A 17,399-nucleotide genomic window follows, 5' to 3' on the forward strand; every position below is an offset into this window, starting at 1 on the left:
TCAATTGGGCGACAATCTTCGGAGTTCGCATGGACACAGGGACATGGCACGCGCAATTGGCTCGCGGTCATTGGTTCAGCCATTTGCCGCCTGACTTGCAGCGTAGCTTGCTGGGGGCGGCGCGGTTGCGTGTGCTGACGGCGGGGCAGTACCTGTTCAAGCGCGGTGACCCGCCGTGCGGCGTGTATGCGGTGCTGGAAGGCACGGTGCGCATCAGTGCGGTCAGTGCCCAAGGCAAGGAAGCGGTGTTGAGCCTGGTGGAAACGCCCTACTGGTTCGGCGAGATCTGCCTGTTCGACAACCTGCCGCGCACCCACGATGCCTTGGCCACGGGTGCTTGCAGACTGCTGCAGGTGCCGCAGGCGGCGATGCTCGGCATTCTCGAACAGCATCCGCTGTTCTGGCGGGAGATGGCACTGTTGATGAGCCATAAACTGAGGCTGTCGTTGATCAATATCGAACAGATGAGCCTGATGCCCGCTTCAAAGCGCCTGGCCCATCGGCTGCTGATGATCGCCCAAGGCTATGGCGAAGTTGAGCAGGCGCGCCGCGTGCTGCAACTGCCCCAGGAGGATCTGGCGGCGATGCTGGGCCTGTCGCGCCAGACCATCAACAGTCTGCTCAAAGCGCTGGAGCAACAGGGCATTATCGGCTTGAGTTACGGCGCCATCGAGATACGCGACCTCAATGGGCTGCGGCTGGCCGCGGGCCTATGAACCGCGATAGGTGGAGAAGCCGTAAGGGCTGAGCAGCAGCGGAATGTGGTAATGCTGGTCGGCCTGCTTGACCTGGAAAATCACCGGCACCTCGGGGAAGAACGTCTCGCGGTTCGCCTTCTTGTAGTAATCGCCGGTCTTGAACACCACGCGGTACTCGCCCGGCTGCATGCTGCGGTTGGCCGGGAACAGCTCGGCGATGCGGCCTTGCTGGTTGGTCACACCTTCAGACAGCGACTGCCATTTATCGCCCACGTGCTGTTCCAAGGTCACGTTGACACCGGCGCTTGGCAGGCCGTTTTCCAGGTTGAGTACGTGCACGCTCAGGGGGTTGCCGTCGGCCAGGGCCAGGTTGCACAGGCCACTCAAGCTTAGTGCGGCAAGGGTCATGCTCAAGGTTTTCATCGCGAAGTCCTTTTGAGGGAAGTGGAATCAAGGGGTGATTTTCAAGCCCAGTTGCTCGGCGGCTTGTACGGCGCAGGCTTCATCCTGCGCGGCGCCACCGGCACCGGCGATGCCCAGCGCACCGACCAGTTCGGCATCGGCAAACAGCGGCACGCCGCCGCCGAGCAACAGCAGCTCGGGCACGCTGTTGAGGTTGGCGGCCTCGGGGTTATTACGCGCCCGTTCGGCAAACAGCCGGGTCGGGGTTTTTGTCGACAGCGCCGTGTACGCCTTGCGTTGGCTGGCGAGGCTGTTGTGCGGGCCGACACCGTCAGCGCGCAGGCCCAGCAACAGGTTGCCACCGCGGTCGAGGACGGTCAGCGCCGCGGTGCAGTGGGCCAGGCTGGCGTCGGCCAGTTGGCGGGCAGTGTGCAAATCCAGCTCGGCGTGGCGGGGCAGTTGTGGCGTCGCCTGGGCGACGGTGGCCACGGCGAGGCTCAGGAACAAGGCAGTGCGGTACATAGTGAGGGCTCCAGAAAGCAGGCCAACACGGTAACCAGCGGACGCGGACAAAAGCCGCACAATTGGATGACAGGTTTGTAATCAAACTCAGGAGTTTGTGGTGGTTGTACCGGCCTCATCGCAGCGATGCGGCGACCCGACAAGCCAGCTCCCACAGGAGAATGGGTCACATCATGTGGGAGCTGGCTTGCCTGCGATGAGGCCCTTACAGCAAACACCGTACAACTACTGCAACCCCTCGCGAAACTGCCCCGGCGTCATCCCCGTCCAGCGCTTGAACGCACGATTGAAACTGCTGGTATCGGCAAACCCCAGCAAATGGCTGATCTCGGCCAGTGAGCACTGCGGGTCACGCAGGTGCAATAACGCCAGGTTTTGCCGGCACTCATTGAGCAAGGCGTCGAATCGACAGCCTTCATCGGCCAGATGCCGCTGCAAGCTGCGCAAGCTCAAGTGCAGCGCTTGGGCAATACGTTCGGCGCTTGGCTCGCCGTCTGGCAATTGCGCCTCGATGGCGGCGCGCACCTTGCGTTCCCAGGTCAACGGTTGCAGTTGGGCGAGGGTGCGCTTGAGCACGGTTTCGTTGTGTTCGGCCAGCTCCGGGTTGGCGTCGTCCAGATGGCTGTCGAAATCGCTGGCGGCGAATTCCAGGCGGTCTTCGTCGGCGGCAAACCATACCGGCGCGCGAAATACCCTGTGCCACGGTTCGGGGTCGGCGGGTTCCGGGCGCCGCAGGTAAACGGCCAACGGCGCATAGTCGCGACCCAGGCGGTTGCGACAGGTGCGTACGTAGATCGCCGCAAAGGCATCAATCGCTTCCGGCGCGGGCGCGGGGCTGCCTGGAGGTTGGAGCAGGCGAAAACGGTAGATGTCGCCGTGGCGGCTCAGCTCCAGGTCCAGGGCATCACTGACCACCTGGTGATAGCGCACGATGCGCTCGAACACCTCGCGCAAGCTGCCGCTGGCCACTAGTGCGTAACCCAGCGCATGAAAGGTGGTGGGGCTGACAAACCGCGACACCCGCAGCCCGATCGCAGGGTCGCCACTGGCCTGTACCGCCAGCGCCCATAGGCGCGTGGTGGCCGACAACCGATAGCGGGCGTTGGGGTCGTCCATCTGCTGCGGGTCCAGCCCGGCTTCGGCGCACAGGGCGGCGCTGTCGAGGCCCAGGGCGTCGAGCTGCTTGCGCAGGGCACGGGTCCAGCTGGCGAGGGAAGTGGGTTCGGTCATGGCAATTGGCGCTTGGGGTCAACAGATTGGCGTGCGCGGCTAGCGTCCTGCGCTAGGGTTAGGTGCAGGATTCAGGCATCACTTCACAAGAGAATGGAAGCATGGACGGTACTTCTGCAAGCCCCCAGCCGTTGAACGCACAACAGCGTTCGGCGCATATCCGCGAGGTGGTGATGGCCGAAGGCGTGCGCTTGCGCCAGCGGCACCCCTGGTTGTTGCATCAGGACGCGCTGGGCGCAGGCATCCTGGCCTTTGCCCTGCTGGGCATGTTCGGCTCGGCAGCGCTCTATATCAGCGGTCATATGGCCTGGTGGGTGTGTCTGCTGCTCAATGCCTTTTTCGCCTCGCTCACTCATGAGTTGGAACACGACCTGATCCACAGCATGTACTTTTCGCAAGCAACGCGTGCCCCACAACCTGATGATGGGCCTGGTATGGCTGGCGCGGCCAAGCACCATCAACCCATGGATACGCCGGCACCTGCACCTCAACCATCACAAGGTCTCGGGCACCGAGGCCGACATGGAAGAGCGCGCGATCACCAATGGCGAACCCTGGGGCATCGCACGGTTGCTGATGGTGGGGGACAACATGATGTCGGCCTTGATCCGTCTGTTGCGCGCCAAGACCTGGCCGCACAGGGCTAGCATCCTCAAGCGCGTGCTGCTGGTGTACGCACCGCTGGCCTTGCTGCATTGGGGCGCGTGGTACGTCTTCCTGGGCTTTCATGTCGCCAATGGGATTGCCAGTTTGATGGGCGCGCCCATTCAGTGGTCAGCCGGTACCTTGCAGGTGATGCAGGTGATCGATATCGCTGCGGTGGTGATCATCGGCCCGAACGTGTTGCGCACCTTCTGCCTGCACTTTGTCAGCTCCAACATGCATTACTACGGCGATGTGGAACTGGGCAATGTGATTCAGCAAACCCAAGTGCTGAACCCTTGGTGGCTATGGCCGTTGCAGGCATTCTGCTTCAATTTCGGCAGCACCCATGGCATCCATCACTTTGTGGTCAAAGAGCCGTTCTACATCCGCCAGATGACCACCAAGGTGGCGCATAAGGTGATGGCCGAGATGGGGGTGCGCTTCAATGATTTGGGCACCTTTGCCCGCGCCAACCGCTTCGAACGACGTGAGCAGGCACACAGCGATTTAGCTCACCTCAGCAGGCAATAAACGCCAGGGGCAAATCGCGAATCTGTTCGCGCACGGGTGGTTGGTAGGGGTCATCGCTGATCAGTTCGTGCAGCAGTTCTTCGCGCAGTTGGTGGAATTCAAAGCTGCTGCGCTGGCGTGGATGGGGCAGGGCGATCTCGACTATTTGCTTGATGCGCCCGGGCCTGGGCTCCATCACCACCACGCGGTCGGCGAGGAAAATCGCCTCTTCCACGTCATGGGTGACCAGCACCGTGGTGATCCTGGCGCGGGCGCGAATGGCCAACAGTTCATCCTGCATCTGCTGGCGGGTCAGCGCGTCGAGGGCGCCGAAGGGTTCGTCCAGCAACAGGATGCGCGGGCTGGCCACCAGGCCGCGGGCAATCGCCACCCGTTGCGCCATGCCGCCGGAGAGTTGGTGGGGATAGGCGCGGGTGAAGTCAGTCAGGCCCACCAACTCGATAAAATCACCGATGCGCCGCGTGCGTTCGGCTTCGCTCAGCGGCTCGTTGACCAGGCCCAGGCCGATGTTTTGCGCCACGGTCAGCCACGGGAACAGGCGGTGCTCCTGGAACACAATACCGCGTTCGCCGCCGATCCCGCTGACGGCGTTACCATCCACCTGGATCTCGCCGCGATACTGCGTATCGAGCCCCACCAGCAGGCGCAGCAGGGTGGACTTGCCGCAACCGCTGGCGCCGACAATCGCAACAAATTCCCCTTCGGCCACCTCCAGGTTGAATTCACGGATGGCTTCCAGTTCGAAGCCATCGACGTCGAAGGACTTACCCACGTGGTTGAAGCTGACAATCGGTGCGTTCATGCGTGTCTCCAGCAGGTGGCACGGGTTTCGATGCGTTGGCCGATCAGGTTGAGAGCGGCGCCGGTGAGGCCGACCAGCAGCATGCCGCTCATGATCAAATCCATGCGCAGCAACTGTTGGGCGCCGATCATCAGGCTGCCGATGCCGCCATCTGAGGGCATGAAATATTCGGCGCCGAGGGTGCCCATCCAGGCGTAGATCAGGCTCAGGCGCAGGCCGGCGAAAATCCCCGACGCGGCACCCGGCAGCACCAGGCGGCGCAGGCGTTGCCAGAGGTTCAGCCGCAGCACCTGCGCGGCTTCGCGCAGCTGGGGTGACAGGTTGAGCACGCTGCGCTGGGTGGCAATAAACAACGGGAAGAAGGCGGCGAGGGCGATAAACACCCACTTGGCCAACTCACCCAGGCCGAACCAGGCGGTCAACAGTGGCACCCAGGCGAAAATGGCAATCTGGCGCAACGCGGACAAGGTTGGGCCGAGCAGTCGTTCACTGCGCCGCGACAACCCCAGCCACAAGCCCACGGCAAAGCCCAGGCTGCCGCCGAGCAACAAGCCGCCCAGGGCTCGTCCCAGGCTTTTGCCCAGGGCGGTGGTCAAGCTGCCATCCAGCACGCCGGCCAGGATGGTTTGCAGCACGGCCCAGGGGCTGACCAGAATGTTCGGGTCTACCCAGCCCTGTTGCGTCGCGGCCTGCCACAGCGCCAACAACAGCAAGGGTAACAACCAGGGCTGCAGGCGTTGCCAGCCTTCATAGCGTGGCCCGCGGCGGATCTGCGCGGTGGCGGGGTGGGGCCAGTGCACCCACTGGCGATCCAGCCAGCCGATGCCGCGGTCCATCACCACACCCAGCACGCCAATGACCACGATGCACACGAAGACGATATCGAGCATGAACAACTGGCGCGCCCACACCATCAGGTAACCGATGCCTTCGCTGGAGGCCAGCAGCTCCACGGCCAGCAGGGAGGTCCAGCCGGCGGCCAGGGCCAGGCGTACGCCGGCCATGAACGCAGGCAGTGCGGCGGGCAGGACCAGGCGGCGGATCAGCAAGTGGCCAGGCAGGCGCAGTACACGGGCGGCTTCGCGCAGGTTGGGCTGGGCGTCGCGCACGCCCACCAGGGTATGCAGGGTCACGGGCACCACGATGGCCTTGACCAGCACCACCAGCTTGAGGGTTTCGCCAATGCCGAAAAACACCATGAACAGCGGGATCCAGGCCAGGGTCGGCACTTGCGCCAGCGCGCTGAACGTCGGGAACACCAAGCGCTCGGCGCGCGCACTGAAACCCAGGGACGCGCCGAGTATCGCGCCGGCACTGACACCGGCCAGCAGGCCCCAGAACAAGCGCTGCAAGCTGATCGCCAGATGGCTCCATAACTCGCCAGCGGCCAACTCCACCGCGCTGTTCCACACCAGGGCGGGGGTGGGCAGAATCTGCTCGCTCATCCAATGATTGCGGCTGGCCAGCCACCATAAGGCAAACAGCGTGAGCGGCAGCAGCCACGGCAATAAACGCTGGCCCAGCTGCGCCCAGCGCGGCGCGATGCCTTTAGACGGGGCCGCCAGCGGCAGGCTCAGAAGTGAAATCCGGGCCATGGAAGACCTCCGAATGCGTTATGTGATTTCGATCTTACAAAATCGTGATCAAGATGATTGTGAGATAAGAAAAGTCATTTAAAGCCTCACACCGCCACGCATCCAATGCATTCGAAGAATATTTTCGATGCTGTTTATGCATATGCCTCTGGAGGCTGCGGGTTAGCTTGCATATTTCTAAATGCTATTAAATTGTGAATTTATAGTATTTAAAGTTTTGTTCAGTCTGTGCCTACTTTTTGCTCCCCAGGCGACCGTCGCCCACCAGGAGCTGCGCTTATGAAACTGCCCTTTAAACGTCTGATCAGCCTGTTCGCCGGCACCGCCCTGGCCGGGTTGGTGCATGCCGCCGACCTCAAGGAAATCCGCATCGCAGTGCCCGACCTCAGTGCCGGCAGCCAGCACAGCGGCGGTGGCATCACCGACGTGTTGCGTGAACAGCAGATCTTTGAAAAAGCCTTTGCCGACCAAGGCATCAATATCCAGTGGAATTACTTCAAGGGCGCCGGTCCGGTGATCAATGAAGCGTTCGCCAACGGCCAGGTGGACCTGGCCTATCTGGGCGACCTGGCAGCGATCATCGGCCGCTCCAATGGCCTGGATACGCGGCTGCTCAGCGCCTCTGCACGGGGAGTGAAACACTACCTCGGCGTGGTGCCGGGCTCCGGCATCAAGACCTTGCAAGACCTCAAGGGCAAGCGCGTGGCGGTGTTCCGAGGCACGGCCAGCCAGTTGTCGTTCGACAGCGCATTGGCCAGCCAGGGCTTGAGCGAGAAGGACCTTAAGGTGATCAACCTGGACTTCAACGCGGCCGCTGCCGCCCTGGCCGCCAAGCAGATTGACGCCACCTGGGGCGGGTCCACCCTGACGGCGTTGCAGGCCAAAGGTTTGGCAGAAATACCGCTGACCACCAAGGACCTGGGCGATGCCGGCAGCATCCAGGCCGTGCTGGTGGGCAGCTCCAAATTCGTCGATGAACACCCAGACGCAGTGGCCACGTTGCTCAAGGCCCAGCAGCAAGCGGTGCAGTGGTTGACCGATGACAACAACAAACAGGCGTACATCGCACTGGTGTCAGGGCTGGCCAGTTACCCGCCGGTGATCCTCACCAATGATTTGAAAGACCAGAAACTCAGCGAAGTTTTCCCCTCGACCCTAGACCCGGTGTTCCTGGGCAAATTGCAGGATGCGGTGGACTTGGCGTCCAGGGAGAAGTTGATTCGCAAGTCGTTTCAGGTGAGTGATTGGGTGGCGCCTGGGCTGGTGGCGGCAGGGCTCTGAGCTTGTCGGTGCCTGGGCTATCGCTATCGCAGGCAAGCCAGCTCCCACACTTGAATGTGTTCAACGCTCAAATGTGGGAGCGGGCTTGCCTGCGATGAGGCCCTTCAAACCGCCACACTGACCTGCTGGCTATCCACCTCCACCAAGGTCTCGATCATCGCCTTCGCCGCCGGCGACAACCGCGACCCCGTGCGGCTGACGATCCCGCAGCGTGCGCTCAGGGTGTCCATGTGCTGCGGCAAGTTGCGCCAGTGCAGCAGCACCAGCGCCCCCCTGGCAATGTCCTCGGCAAAGGCTTCTTCAGTGCCGACGCCGATGGCATTGGTTTGCAGCACGATGCTCACCAGTGCCGGGAAGTGCTCGGTCTGAATACTGGGTGAAAAATCCATACGCCCACTCAGGTTCGCCAGCAGTTTGCGAATGCCTTGGGAGATCAGCGGCGCCGCCAGCGGGTAGTCGAACATATCGTTGGTGGACAGGCTGTCCTTGGCCAGCAAAGGGTGGCCGGGTCGGCAGAAAAACACCCCGCGTTTGGGGGTGAGTGCGCGGGTCTGGAAATTCGGGTCGGCCTCGAACTGACGGATGTCAGCGATAAAAAATTCGATCTCTTCACGGCTCAGGCGGCGGCTGAGGGTTTCCCAGTTATCCACCTGAAACGTGGTACGGATTTTCGGGTGGGCGTTGATAAACCGCGCCACCGCATCCGGCACCAGTTTCACGGCTGGCGCCGGGCCGCAGCCGAAACGCAGGTCGCCGGCGTCGAGCTTGGTCATGCGCGTCACTTCACTGCTCAGCAGCGCTGCACCATGCACCAGGCTCAGGGCGTGCTGCAACACCACCTGGCCTTCCGGCGTGGGGCGCAAGTCCTTGTGGCCACGGTCTACCAACACGCAACCGAACTCCTGTTCCAGCCCCTGGATACTGCGGCTGAACGCTGGTTGGGTGATGCCCATAGCGTCCGCGGCACGCACGAAACTGCGGTGTTCGTTGAGGGCGATGAAGTAGCGCAGTTGGCGAAGATCCATATGCTTTCCCGGCATTTTAAAAATAGGTCGAAGGCATTTGCGACCGAGCAAGCTGAGGTTTTAAATGCAAGCTCTTATTCCGTCAACGAAGCATTCATTCATTTGCTAGACCTAAATTGCATATGAATAGAGCGTTGCTGGAAGCGTCCCCCCCACCGTTTCGCAGGCACATGAGGGTCATCACAATGAGCAACGCCGCATTAGCCGTTCAACCCATCGCCCACGCACTCGATATTCACCCGGTAGCCGGGCGGATCGGTGCCGAAATCCGTGGCATCAAACTGTCCGGTGAGCTGGATGCCGCCACCGTCGAGGCCATCCAGCAGGCGCTGGTGCAGTACAAGGTGATTTTCTTTCGCGAGCAGACCCACCTCGATGACCAGAGCCAGGAAGCCTTTGCTCACCTGCTCGGCGAGCCGATTGCCCACCCGACGGTGCCGGTGCGAGACGGCACGCGGTTCTTGATGGAGTTGGATGGCACCCGTGGCCAGCGCGCCAATTCCTGGCACACCGACGTGACCTTTGTGGATGCCTACCCTAAGGCCTCGATCCTGCGTTCGGTGCTGGCGCCTGCTTCCGGCGGCGATACCGTATGGGCCAACACAGCCGCTGCCTACAACGACCTCAGCGTGGAGCTGCGCGCATTGGCTGACCACCTCTGGGCGGTGCACAGCAACGAATACGACTACGCCGCACGCAAGCCGGATGTGGCGGTTGAGAAGCTGGAGGAATACCGCAAGGTCTTCACCTCCACAGTGTATGAAACCGAACACCCGGTGGTGCGCGTGCACCCGGTCCGCGGTGAGAAAACCCTGCTGTTGGGGCACTTCGTCAAACGCCTGAAAGGCTACTCCCAGGCAGAGTCGGCGCAGCTGTTCAACCTGCTGCAAGGCCACGTCACCCGCCTGGAAAACACCGTGCGCTGGCGCTGGAACACCGGTGACGTGGCGATCTGGGATAACCGCGCCACCCAGCATTACGCGGTGGACGACTACGGCACCCAGGAGCGCATCGTGCGCCGGGTTACGCTCAAGGGGGATGTGCCGGTGGGGGTGCAGGGGCAATCAAGCAAAACCACTAAAGGTCTTTAATCTGAGTGAAGATTAAAAAATGTGGGAGCGGGCTTGCCCGCGAATGCGCAGTGTCAGTCGACGTATTCATCAACTGACCCACTGCATTCGCGAGCAAGCCCGCTCCCACATTTGGATTCGTGGTGTTTACCAGACTCCGATCTTCACCACTTTCTCTGCCTCTGGCTCACCATAACGAAACCATTGCCCGCGCACCTCAACCTCCGTGTGGCTGATGGTGGTGCGCCGCTTCAAACCGCGCAGCCAGTCGAACAGATAACCCAGTTGCGTCTCGCGTACCTCGGCATAGGCGGGATCGCTGCCCAGGTCGTGCAGTTCTTGCGGGTCGTTTTCCAGGTCGAACAGTTGCGGGCGAAAGCCGTCGTAGGCCAGGTACTTCCAGCGCTCGCTGCGCACCATGGTCATGCGGCAACGGTCGATGGGTTGCTCCAGGCGCTCACGAGCCGGGGCCTGGAAGGCGTAGTCGTATTCGGCAATGGCATAGCGGCGCCAGGTGGGTTGTGCGCCCTGCAGCAATGGAATCAATGAGCGGCCTTCCAGGCGATGGTCGGCGGCGGGCAAGCCCAAGGCGTCGAGGAAGGTGGGCAGGGCGTCGATGGTTTCCACCAGGCGCTCGTCTACGGTGCCGCGGCTGACATCGGCGCTGGCACGCGGGTCGCGCACGATCAACGGAATGCCCACCGCAGGCTCCAGCAAAAACTCTTTTTCGCCAAGGAAGTGATCGCCGAGGAAGTCGCCGTGGTCGCTGGTGAACACGATCAGCGTGTCATCCCAACGGCCAGTGCTTTGCAGAAAATCAAACAGCCGCCCGAGTTGATCGTCGATCTGTTTGATCAGGCCCATGTAGGTCGGAATCACCGTGAGGCGCACCTCGTCACGGGAAAAATTCTGGCTCTCCTGGTGTTGGCGAAATGCCTGGTACACCGGGTGATCGCTGGTGTGCTCAGGTTGAATCGGCGCCTGCACATGCTCGGTACCGTACAGCGCGTGATACGGCGCCGGCGCGATGTAGGGCCAGTGCGGCTTGATATACGACAGGTGCAGGCACCAAGGTTGTTCGGCCTGCTCGCGGATAAAGTCGATGGCGCGGTCGGTGGTGTAGACGGTTTCCGAATGCTCCTCGGCCACCCTTGCAGGCTTGCCGGCGTTGCGCATATGCCAGCCGCTGAGCACTTCGCCGTTCTCACCTTCGGCGGCGTTGGCCCATTCGTGCCAAGGGTTGCTGCCGTGGTAGCCGTGATCACGCAAGTATTGGGTGTAGGGCGCGGACTCGCGCTTATCCTCGAACAGCGGGCTGTCGGGGTAGATGCCGTCGTGACGCAGATACGCATCGAAACCGACCTCATTGAGTGGCTCGGCCTGGGCACTGTCGGGGTCTATCTGCAGGCGCTGCAAGGCCTCAAGGTTCGGCGTGGCGTGGGTCTTGCCCACCAGTGCGGTGCGGATGCCGTGGGGGCGCAGGTAGTCGCCGATTGTCAGTTCCTCGAGCGGCAGCGGCACTGCATTCCACGCCACCTGATGGCTGCTGACATAGCGCCCGGTGTAGGCCGACATGCGCGACGGGCCGCAGATGGTGCCTTGTGTATAGGCCCGACTGAAACGCACGCCGGCGGCGGCCAGGCGGTCGATATTCGGGGTGTGCAAATGGGCATGGCCGTAGCAGGACAGGTAGTCGCGGCGCAGTTGGTCGCACATGATGTAGAGCACGTTGCGCACGGGTTTTGGTTCAGACATAGGAATTTACCGAACGGAGGACAGGTGGGTTTTTTCGCCGTTCGAGGGGCGCTCTGGCAAGTGCATTTGGGGACTGGGTTCTATGCATTGAGTGCATGGGTGTGGCTGCTGGCGTCATCGCAGGCAAGCCAGCTCCCACAGTTGAAATGCATTCCCCTGTGGGAGCTGGCTTGCCTGCGATGACGGCCTGACAGCAGACCCATATCTACCTGGCACCCCGCGATCAAATGGTGGGAGCAGGCTTACCAGGCGAAGGACCTGATGTGAGCGGCCAGTCCTGCCAGCGCTTTATCATCTGCCCTGGCCGCGTCATGGGAGGAGACATAGCCTTCATAACGCTCAAAATATTTGTCCTGGGTCGAACTGATTTTTTTGAAGGCGCTATCTTCCCCGGTCCCGTGCATCGGGAATAATTTGGCGTGCAGATGATCGACGCCATAACCCTCCAGAATCATGCCCGTTCTAGCCACACCTTTTAGTGCTTTGTCCAAAAGCTTCGCCGTCTTTTTGGCTGCGATGACCAAGTCACACAGCACGGCGTCCGGTTCGGCAAACGCATAGCTGCCGTGATGGGTTTTGGGGATAACGACACTGAACCCCGGGGTGTTGGGAAATATGGAGAGAAAGGCCATGTGGGTCTGGTCTTCCCATAGGAGGTGGCAGGGTGCAGTACGGCGGGCAATGCTGCAAAAAATACAGTCCATCAAACGCGCTTCCTCGTGCGAGTCAAAAGGTAGACCCTCTTGTATGTGATCTTTGTTATCTAACGATGACTTCACTGACGTTGCGGGCCGCTGTTCACTGCTTAGTCAGACCGCAATATTTTCCAACGCATAAGCATCCTCGTCCCTCTCATCAATCTCCTTGATCTGCTCAATCATCGCCTGCGCCAGCGGCGACAACCGATACCCTGCGCGGCTGACGATCCCGTAGCGGGTGTAGCGCTCCTCCAGGTTTTCGTCCAACCCCTCAATCTGCAAACACACCAGTTCGCCCCGCGCCATGTGCAGCACGTCGCTGTTGGCGCTGACGATGCCGATGGCGTCCGAGCGCAATACCACGCCCATGAGGCTGTAGCCGTTTTCGCATTCCACATTGGGCTGGTAATCCGGCCGGCCGCTGAGGTCGACGATGACTTTGCGCAGGTTCGGCGGGCGGATGGTCACTGCCAGCGGGTAGCTCATCAGCTCGGCGGCGCTGACGCTGTTGCGTGCGGCCAGGGGATGCCCGGCGCGGCAGCAGAAGTGCCAACGGCGCGGGCGCAGGCGGTGGGTGTGGTAGTCGGGGTTGGCTTCGAAGTGGCGGGTGTCGGCGACGAAGAATTCGAACTCTTCGCTGAGCAGGCGCTTGCCCAGGCTTTGCCAGTCGTCCACCTGGAACTGCACGCGGGCCTTGGGGTAGCGCCCGATAAAACTGCCGATGGCACGTGGGACTAACCCAGCTGCCGGCGCGGGGCCGCAACCGAAACGCAGTTCACCGGCTTCCAGTCCGTTGAACTGGCTGATTTCGTTGGCCAGTTGTTGTGCGCCGCTAACCAGGCGCCGTGCATGTTCGAGCATTACCTGGCCTTGCTTGGTGGGCGCCAGGTCTTTGCGGCCACGGTCCACCAGTTGGCAGCCGGCACTGTGTTCCAAGGCCTGGATGCTGCGGCTGAACGCCGACTGCGACAGGTTCACCGCTGCTGCTGCCGCGACGAAACTGCGTTGTTCGGCGAGGGCGATGAAGTGGCGAAGCTGGCGCAGGTCGATATGCATTTTTCACATCAAAAATATCCGGGAAATGCATTGGCTATGCATTAGGTCGACTCCTTATAAAGGCTATCTCTTATGCAGTAAATGTTCGTAAAAACATAAATAAATAACCTTTAGGAATATAAGGCGACGAGTATTCCGGGGTTTTGGAGCCGCTTATGAGTCTGTTCAAGTCCTTGCCCCTGGCTGTTCTAGTGGCCGGTAGCAGCAGTTGGTCGCCGGCCCAGGCCGCTGAAACACCCACGCCTGCCGGCAAGGGCGAAAGCGCCAGTGGCCAACTGGAAACTGTCACGGTCACTGCCCGGCGGCGTACCGAAAGTGCCCAGGCCGTGCCGACGCCCATGAGCGTGCTCGGCGGCCAGGCCCTGGAAACCCAGCGGGTGTACCGCATCCAGGATTTGCAGCAACTGGTGCCCAGCGTCAACGTCGCCTATATGCATGCGCGCCAGTCCAGCGTGTCGATCCGCGGCCTGGGCAACAACCCGGCCAGCGATGGCCTGGAAGGCAGCGTGGGGCTGTATATCGACAACGTCTACCTCGGGCGCCCGGGTATGGCGGTGTTCGACCTGATGGACATTGAGCAGCTTGAGGTTTTGCGCGGCCCCCAGGGCACGTTGTTCGGCAAGAACACCACGGCTGGCGTGATCAATATCAGTACGCGCGCGCCGAGTTTTACTCCCGAGCGCAGCATCGAAACCTCCTTGGGCGAGGACGGTTATTTCCAGACCAAGGGCACGATTTCCGGCCCGCTCACCGAGGACTTGGCAGGGCGTTTCTCGGCCTATCGCACGCGCAGCGACGGCGATATCGAGAATGAACATGACGGCCATGATCTGAACGGCGGCTCCCGCCAGGGCTTTCGCGGGCAACTGCTGTACAAACCCAGCGAGGCCTTCAACCTGCGCTGGATCGGCGACTACAACGAAGAAGACTCCAGCGCCGGCACCCGCGTGCTGTACAGCACCGGCCCGACCATCAATGGCACCAACCTGTATCAATCCCGGGCCAACGCGGCGGGCGCAACTTTGGTGGACGGCACCCATCGCAAGGTCAACCTCGACAACGACCAGCACGTCACGGTGTTCCAGGGCGGTACGTCGCTGGAAGCCAATTGGACGCTGCCCAGCGACTTCACCCTGACCTCGGTGAGTGCTTACCGCTGGTGGAATTTCACCCCGCGCAACGATGACGGCCTCAACGTACCGGCGTCGTATAACGCCGGGGTTTCGGTGGAAGATAAGCAGTGGTCCCAGGAATTTCGCCTGGCGTCGCCCAGCGGTGGTTTCTTCGATTACGTGCTGGGCGCCTACTACTTCGGCTCCGACCTGGATAACAAATCCTTTGCATACTACGGGCCCAAGGCCGATATCTGGAACGGCACACCTGCCGGTGCGTTGAGCAACGTGAGCAGTGTGGGCAACGGGCATATCCGCACCGACAGCTTCGCGCTGTTCGCCCAAGGCACCTGGCACCTGACCGAACGCCTGGATTTCACCGCCGGCCTGCGTGGCACCTACGAAGAGAAAAGCGCCTGGGTCACGCGCAATGCGCCCGTCGGTGGCGCGGCGGTCAGCGGGGCTGCTGCCACGGCGCGGCGCGGGCGTACCGGGGCCTATGACTCGGGCGACCTGTCGCAATACAGCGCCACGCCGTCGGGGCTGCTCAACCTCAGTTATCACTTCAATGAAAACCTGCTGGGCTACGCGACGCTGTCCCACGGCGAGAAGTCCGGCGGTGTGAACCTGGCGGTGGGGTCTGCGCCGACGGCCGGAGCCGACTCGTTGCTGATCGGCACCGAGCGCGCCAACAACGCCGAGCTAGGCTTCAAGAGCACGCTGTGGGACCGCCGCCTGCAGCTCAATGCCAACCTGTTCTGGACCCAGGTCAACGGCTACCAGACTAACGCCTACGACCAGGACAACCGCGTGCAGTACCTGACCAACGCCGGCTCGGTACGCTCGCGGGGCGTGGAAGTCGAAAGCACCCTGGTGCCGATCAAGGGCCTGACCCTGAACATCAACGGCTCCTTCAATGACGTGACGTACCTGTCTTACAAGGACGCGCCGTGCCCGCCGGAAACCAGCCTGCGTCCCGGTGCGCCGGCATCCTGCGACCTGAGCGGCCATCAGGTAGTGGGCGCCTCCAAGTGGATCGCCAACGCCAACGGCGAGTACAAGTGGAACCTGGCGAACGGCTTCGAACCCTATGTCACCGCCAGTTACGCGTTCCGTTCCAAGGCGGTGGGCACGGTGGAAGATTCCGACTACGGGCAGATCCCGGCGTATGCGGTGGTCAACCTGTCTACCGGTTTGCGCGGCGACTATGACCAAGGGCAGTGGGATGTGTCGCTGTGGCTGAAAAACGCCTTCGACAAAACCTACTACACCACCCTGTGGACCGGTGGTAACGGCGGTTACGAGGGCCTGTTGGGCACGCCGCGCACCCTAGGCGTGACTGGGCGCTACGACTTCTAGGTCGGTGCGATAGGTGGCCGGGCTGAACACCCGCGTCACCAGCAGCATCGCCACCACCGTCACCGTCAGCACCACCCAGGCACTGACAAAGTTGCCGGTAAGCTCGCGCAGCCAGCCGGTCAGCCACGGCGAAATCGCATTGATCAAAAAGCCCACGCCTTGCACGAACGCCGCCAGTTGCCCGGCTTGGCGTGGGTCGCGATGGTGGTCGAGGGTCAGCAGCAAGCTCAGGGCAAAGCACGCCCCTAACCCGAAGCCGCACAAGGCCACCCACAGGTGGGGATATTCCTGCGGCGCAATGATCAGGCCCAGGTAGCCGATGGTTTGCGCCAGCAGGCTGATGCTGAGCAATGGGCGGCGGTCGATACCGCGTTGCGCCAGCACTGGCATCAACAGAGCGGCCGTCACCTGAAAAATCGTCATGAACGCCAGCAATGACCCGCTGGGCAGCACGCCCCAACCCAGTTGCTGATAGTAGGCGGGCAGCCACGCGACCATGCTCATGTAGCCGCAGTTGACCAGGCCGAAATACAGCGCCAGCAGCCAGGCGCGGCGGTTACGCAACCCTTTGAACGCAGGCGCCTGCTGTGGGTTTCGCGCCGCGCCCAGCGGCAGCCAGGCCCACAGCAACAACGCCCCCAGCGCCGGCAAGAGCCACACACCCAGGCCTGCTTGCCATTGCTGGAAATGCGTGGCCACCACCGGACTGAGCAGCGCCGCCAGGCCGCCACCGGCCATCAGCGAGGCCGAATACACGCCCATCGCCACCGGCACGCGGTGACGGAATTCGCGCTTGATCATCGCCGGCACCAGCGCCTGGATCAGCGCCACGCCCGCACCGCCGAGCAGCGCGGTAACCAGCAGTGCCGAAGCCTGGCCCATCAGCCAGCGCGCCAGGCACGCCAGCAAAATCATCAACAAGCCCAGGGCGATGCCGCGACGCTCGCCCAAGCGCGCCTCCACGCGCACGCCCACCAGTGCCACCAACCCCATGCAGATCACCGGCAGGCTGGTGAGCAGGGCGCTGCTCTGAAAGCTCAGGCCGGTGGCCTGGCGAATCTCGCCGAGCAGCGGGCTGATGGAACTGAGGATGGGGCGCAGGTTCAGGCCGAGCACCACCAGCAGGCCCCAGCCGGCGAGGGATTTATTCAGGGTCATGCAGGGTTTTCCACTGGTGATACAGCGCAGTCATTGCGGCATCGGGCAGGTGCTGAATGGGCAGGCGTTGCGCGTCGATGGGCAAGCCAACCTGCTGGCTGATGGCTGCCGTCGACAGGCCGAATGGCTCGGCTGTTTCGTTGCTGGCGGCAAACACTACGCGTTCTACACCGCACAGGTACAGGGCGCTCAAGCACATTGGGCAAGGCTGTCCGCTGGCATAGATCACGCACCCCACCAGGCGCGCACCCAGTTGTCGGCTCGCTGCGCGGATCGCCAGCAGCTCAGCGTGGGCGGTGGGGTCCTGGGTCAGGTGGATCTCATTCACGGCTTCCACCAGCACCTCATTGTTGCGCGTCAGCACCGCGCCGAAGGGGCGGCCGCCTTGGGTGACGTTGGCACGGGCCAAGGCAATAGCGCGTTGCAGGTGTGCTTGATCGTTGGTCATACATGGCCCCCG

General features: G+C 62.1%; 15 protein-coding genes and 1 pseudogene. 5 read left to right on the top strand and 11 right to left on the bottom strand.

Going from position 1 to position 17,399, the window contains the following annotated elements; translation table 11 throughout:
• The first annotated feature begins 29 nt into the window (after positions 1-29).
• Positions 30-716: a Crp/Fnr family transcriptional regulator gene (locus RHM69_RS22260; protein WP_014716424.1), complete on the top strand. Its 687-nt coding sequence runs from the start codon at positions 30-32 to the stop codon at positions 714-716.
• On the opposite strand, the gene uraH is transcribed toward RHM69_RS22260, so the two are convergent.
• The 3 genes from uraH to RHM69_RS22275 form a co-directional block, all read right to left on the bottom strand.
• Complete coding sequence (gene uraH, locus RHM69_RS22265) at positions 711-1,121, bottom strand: hydroxyisourate hydrolase (protein WP_014716425.1); 411 nt, start codon at positions 1,119-1,121, stop codon at positions 711-713. The genes RHM69_RS22260 and uraH overlap by 6 nt on opposite strands.
• A gap of 27 nt (positions 1,122-1,148) precedes the next feature.
• Positions 1,149-1,622 (bottom strand): GlcG/HbpS family heme-binding protein, encoded by a 474-nt coding sequence (locus RHM69_RS22270; RefSeq protein WP_014716426.1) that lies wholly within the window; start codon positions 1,620-1,622, stop codon positions 1,149-1,151.
• Positions 1,623-1,847: 225 nt separating this feature from the next.
• Entirely contained in the window at positions 1,848-2,852 is a 1,005-nt protein-coding gene (locus RHM69_RS22275) for an AraC family transcriptional regulator (RefSeq protein ID WP_014716427.1), read from the bottom strand.
• Positions 2,853-2,953: 101 nt separating this feature from the next.
• Between RHM69_RS22275 and RHM69_RS22280 the strand changes: the two are divergent.
• Positions 2,954-4,028, top strand: a pseudogene (locus RHM69_RS22280) (fatty acid desaturase).
• On the opposite strand, the gene RHM69_RS22285 reads toward RHM69_RS22280, so the two are convergent.
• Positions 4,015-4,830, bottom strand: coding sequence for an ABC transporter ATP-binding protein (locus RHM69_RS22285; RefSeq protein WP_014716429.1), 816 nt, complete (start codon positions 4,828-4,830; stop codon positions 4,015-4,017). The pseudogene RHM69_RS22280 and the gene RHM69_RS22285 overlap by 14 nt on opposite strands.
• The gene (locus RHM69_RS22290; protein WP_200600822.1) at positions 4,827-6,425 is read right to left on the bottom strand and encodes an ABC transporter permease; all 1,599 of its coding nucleotides are present in this window, start codon (positions 6,423-6,425) and stop codon (positions 4,827-4,829) included. Before RHM69_RS22290 ends, RHM69_RS22285 begins: the two co-directional genes overlap by 4 nt.
• Positions 6,426-6,704: 279 nt before the next feature.
• Between RHM69_RS22290 and RHM69_RS22295 the strand changes: the two genes are divergently transcribed.
• The gene (locus tag RHM69_RS22295) at positions 6,705-7,706 is read left to right on the top strand and encodes an ABC transporter substrate-binding protein (RefSeq protein ID WP_200600820.1); all 1,002 of its coding nucleotides are present in this window, start codon (positions 6,705-6,707) and stop codon (positions 7,704-7,706) included.
• 104 nt (positions 7,707-7,810) lie between these two features.
• Here RHM69_RS22295 and RHM69_RS22300 read toward each other — a convergent pair whose 3' ends face one another.
• A complete protein-coding gene (locus RHM69_RS22300) occupies positions 7,811-8,731 on the bottom strand; it encodes a LysR family transcriptional regulator (RefSeq protein ID WP_003187586.1) in 921 nt (306 codons plus the stop codon).
• Between the two features lie 185 nt (positions 8,732-8,916).
• Between RHM69_RS22300 and RHM69_RS22305 the strand changes: the two genes are divergently transcribed.
• A complete protein-coding gene (locus RHM69_RS22305) occupies positions 8,917-9,822 on the top strand; it encodes a TauD/TfdA dioxygenase family protein (protein ID WP_200600818.1) in 906 nt (301 codons plus the stop codon).
• Positions 9,823-9,948: 126 nt separating this feature from the next.
• Here RHM69_RS22305 and RHM69_RS22310 read toward each other — a convergent pair whose 3' ends face one another.
• From RHM69_RS22310 to RHM69_RS22320, 3 genes are all read right to left on the bottom strand, one after another.
• Positions 9,949-11,556, bottom strand: coding sequence for an alkaline phosphatase family protein (locus RHM69_RS22310; RefSeq protein ID WP_200600816.1), 1,608 nt, complete (start codon positions 11,554-11,556; stop codon positions 9,949-9,951).
• A 242-nt stretch (positions 11,557-11,798) separates the two neighbouring features.
• Positions 11,799-12,260: an HIT family protein gene (locus RHM69_RS22315; RefSeq protein WP_058410252.1), complete on the bottom strand. Its 462-nt coding sequence runs from the start codon at positions 12,258-12,260 to the stop codon at positions 11,799-11,801.
• A gap of 105 nt (positions 12,261-12,365) precedes the next feature.
• Positions 12,366-13,310 carry a LysR family transcriptional regulator gene (locus tag RHM69_RS22320; RefSeq protein WP_014716434.1) on the bottom strand — a complete coding sequence of 315 codons (945 nt, stop codon included), beginning with the start codon at positions 13,308-13,310 and terminating at the stop codon, positions 12,366-12,368.
• A 155-nt stretch (positions 13,311-13,465) separates the two neighbouring features.
• Between RHM69_RS22320 and RHM69_RS22325 the strand changes: the two genes are divergently transcribed.
• Complete coding sequence (locus RHM69_RS22325) at positions 13,466-15,781, top strand: TonB-dependent receptor (RefSeq protein ID WP_019819889.1); 2,316 nt, start codon at positions 13,466-13,468, stop codon at positions 15,779-15,781.
• Here RHM69_RS22325 and RHM69_RS22330 read toward each other — a convergent pair.
• Positions 15,752-16,939, bottom strand: coding sequence for a CynX/NimT family MFS transporter (locus RHM69_RS22330; RefSeq protein WP_014716436.1), 1,188 nt, complete (start codon positions 16,937-16,939; stop codon positions 15,752-15,754). The two genes, RHM69_RS22325 and RHM69_RS22330, sit on opposite strands and share 30 nt — an antisense overlap.
• The gene (locus RHM69_RS22335) at positions 16,926-17,387 is read right to left on the bottom strand and encodes a nucleoside deaminase (protein WP_014716437.1); all 462 of its coding nucleotides are present in this window, start codon (positions 17,385-17,387) and stop codon (positions 16,926-16,928) included. The genes RHM69_RS22330 and RHM69_RS22335 overlap by 14 nt, the downstream gene beginning before the upstream one ends.
• Positions 17,388-17,399: the final 12 nt, after the last annotated feature.

It is taken from the genome of Pseudomonas sp. CCI1.1 (genome assembly GCF_034348165.1).
Lineage (GTDB): Bacteria > Pseudomonadota > Gammaproteobacteria > Pseudomonadales > Pseudomonadaceae > Aquipseudomonas > Aquipseudomonas paracarnis.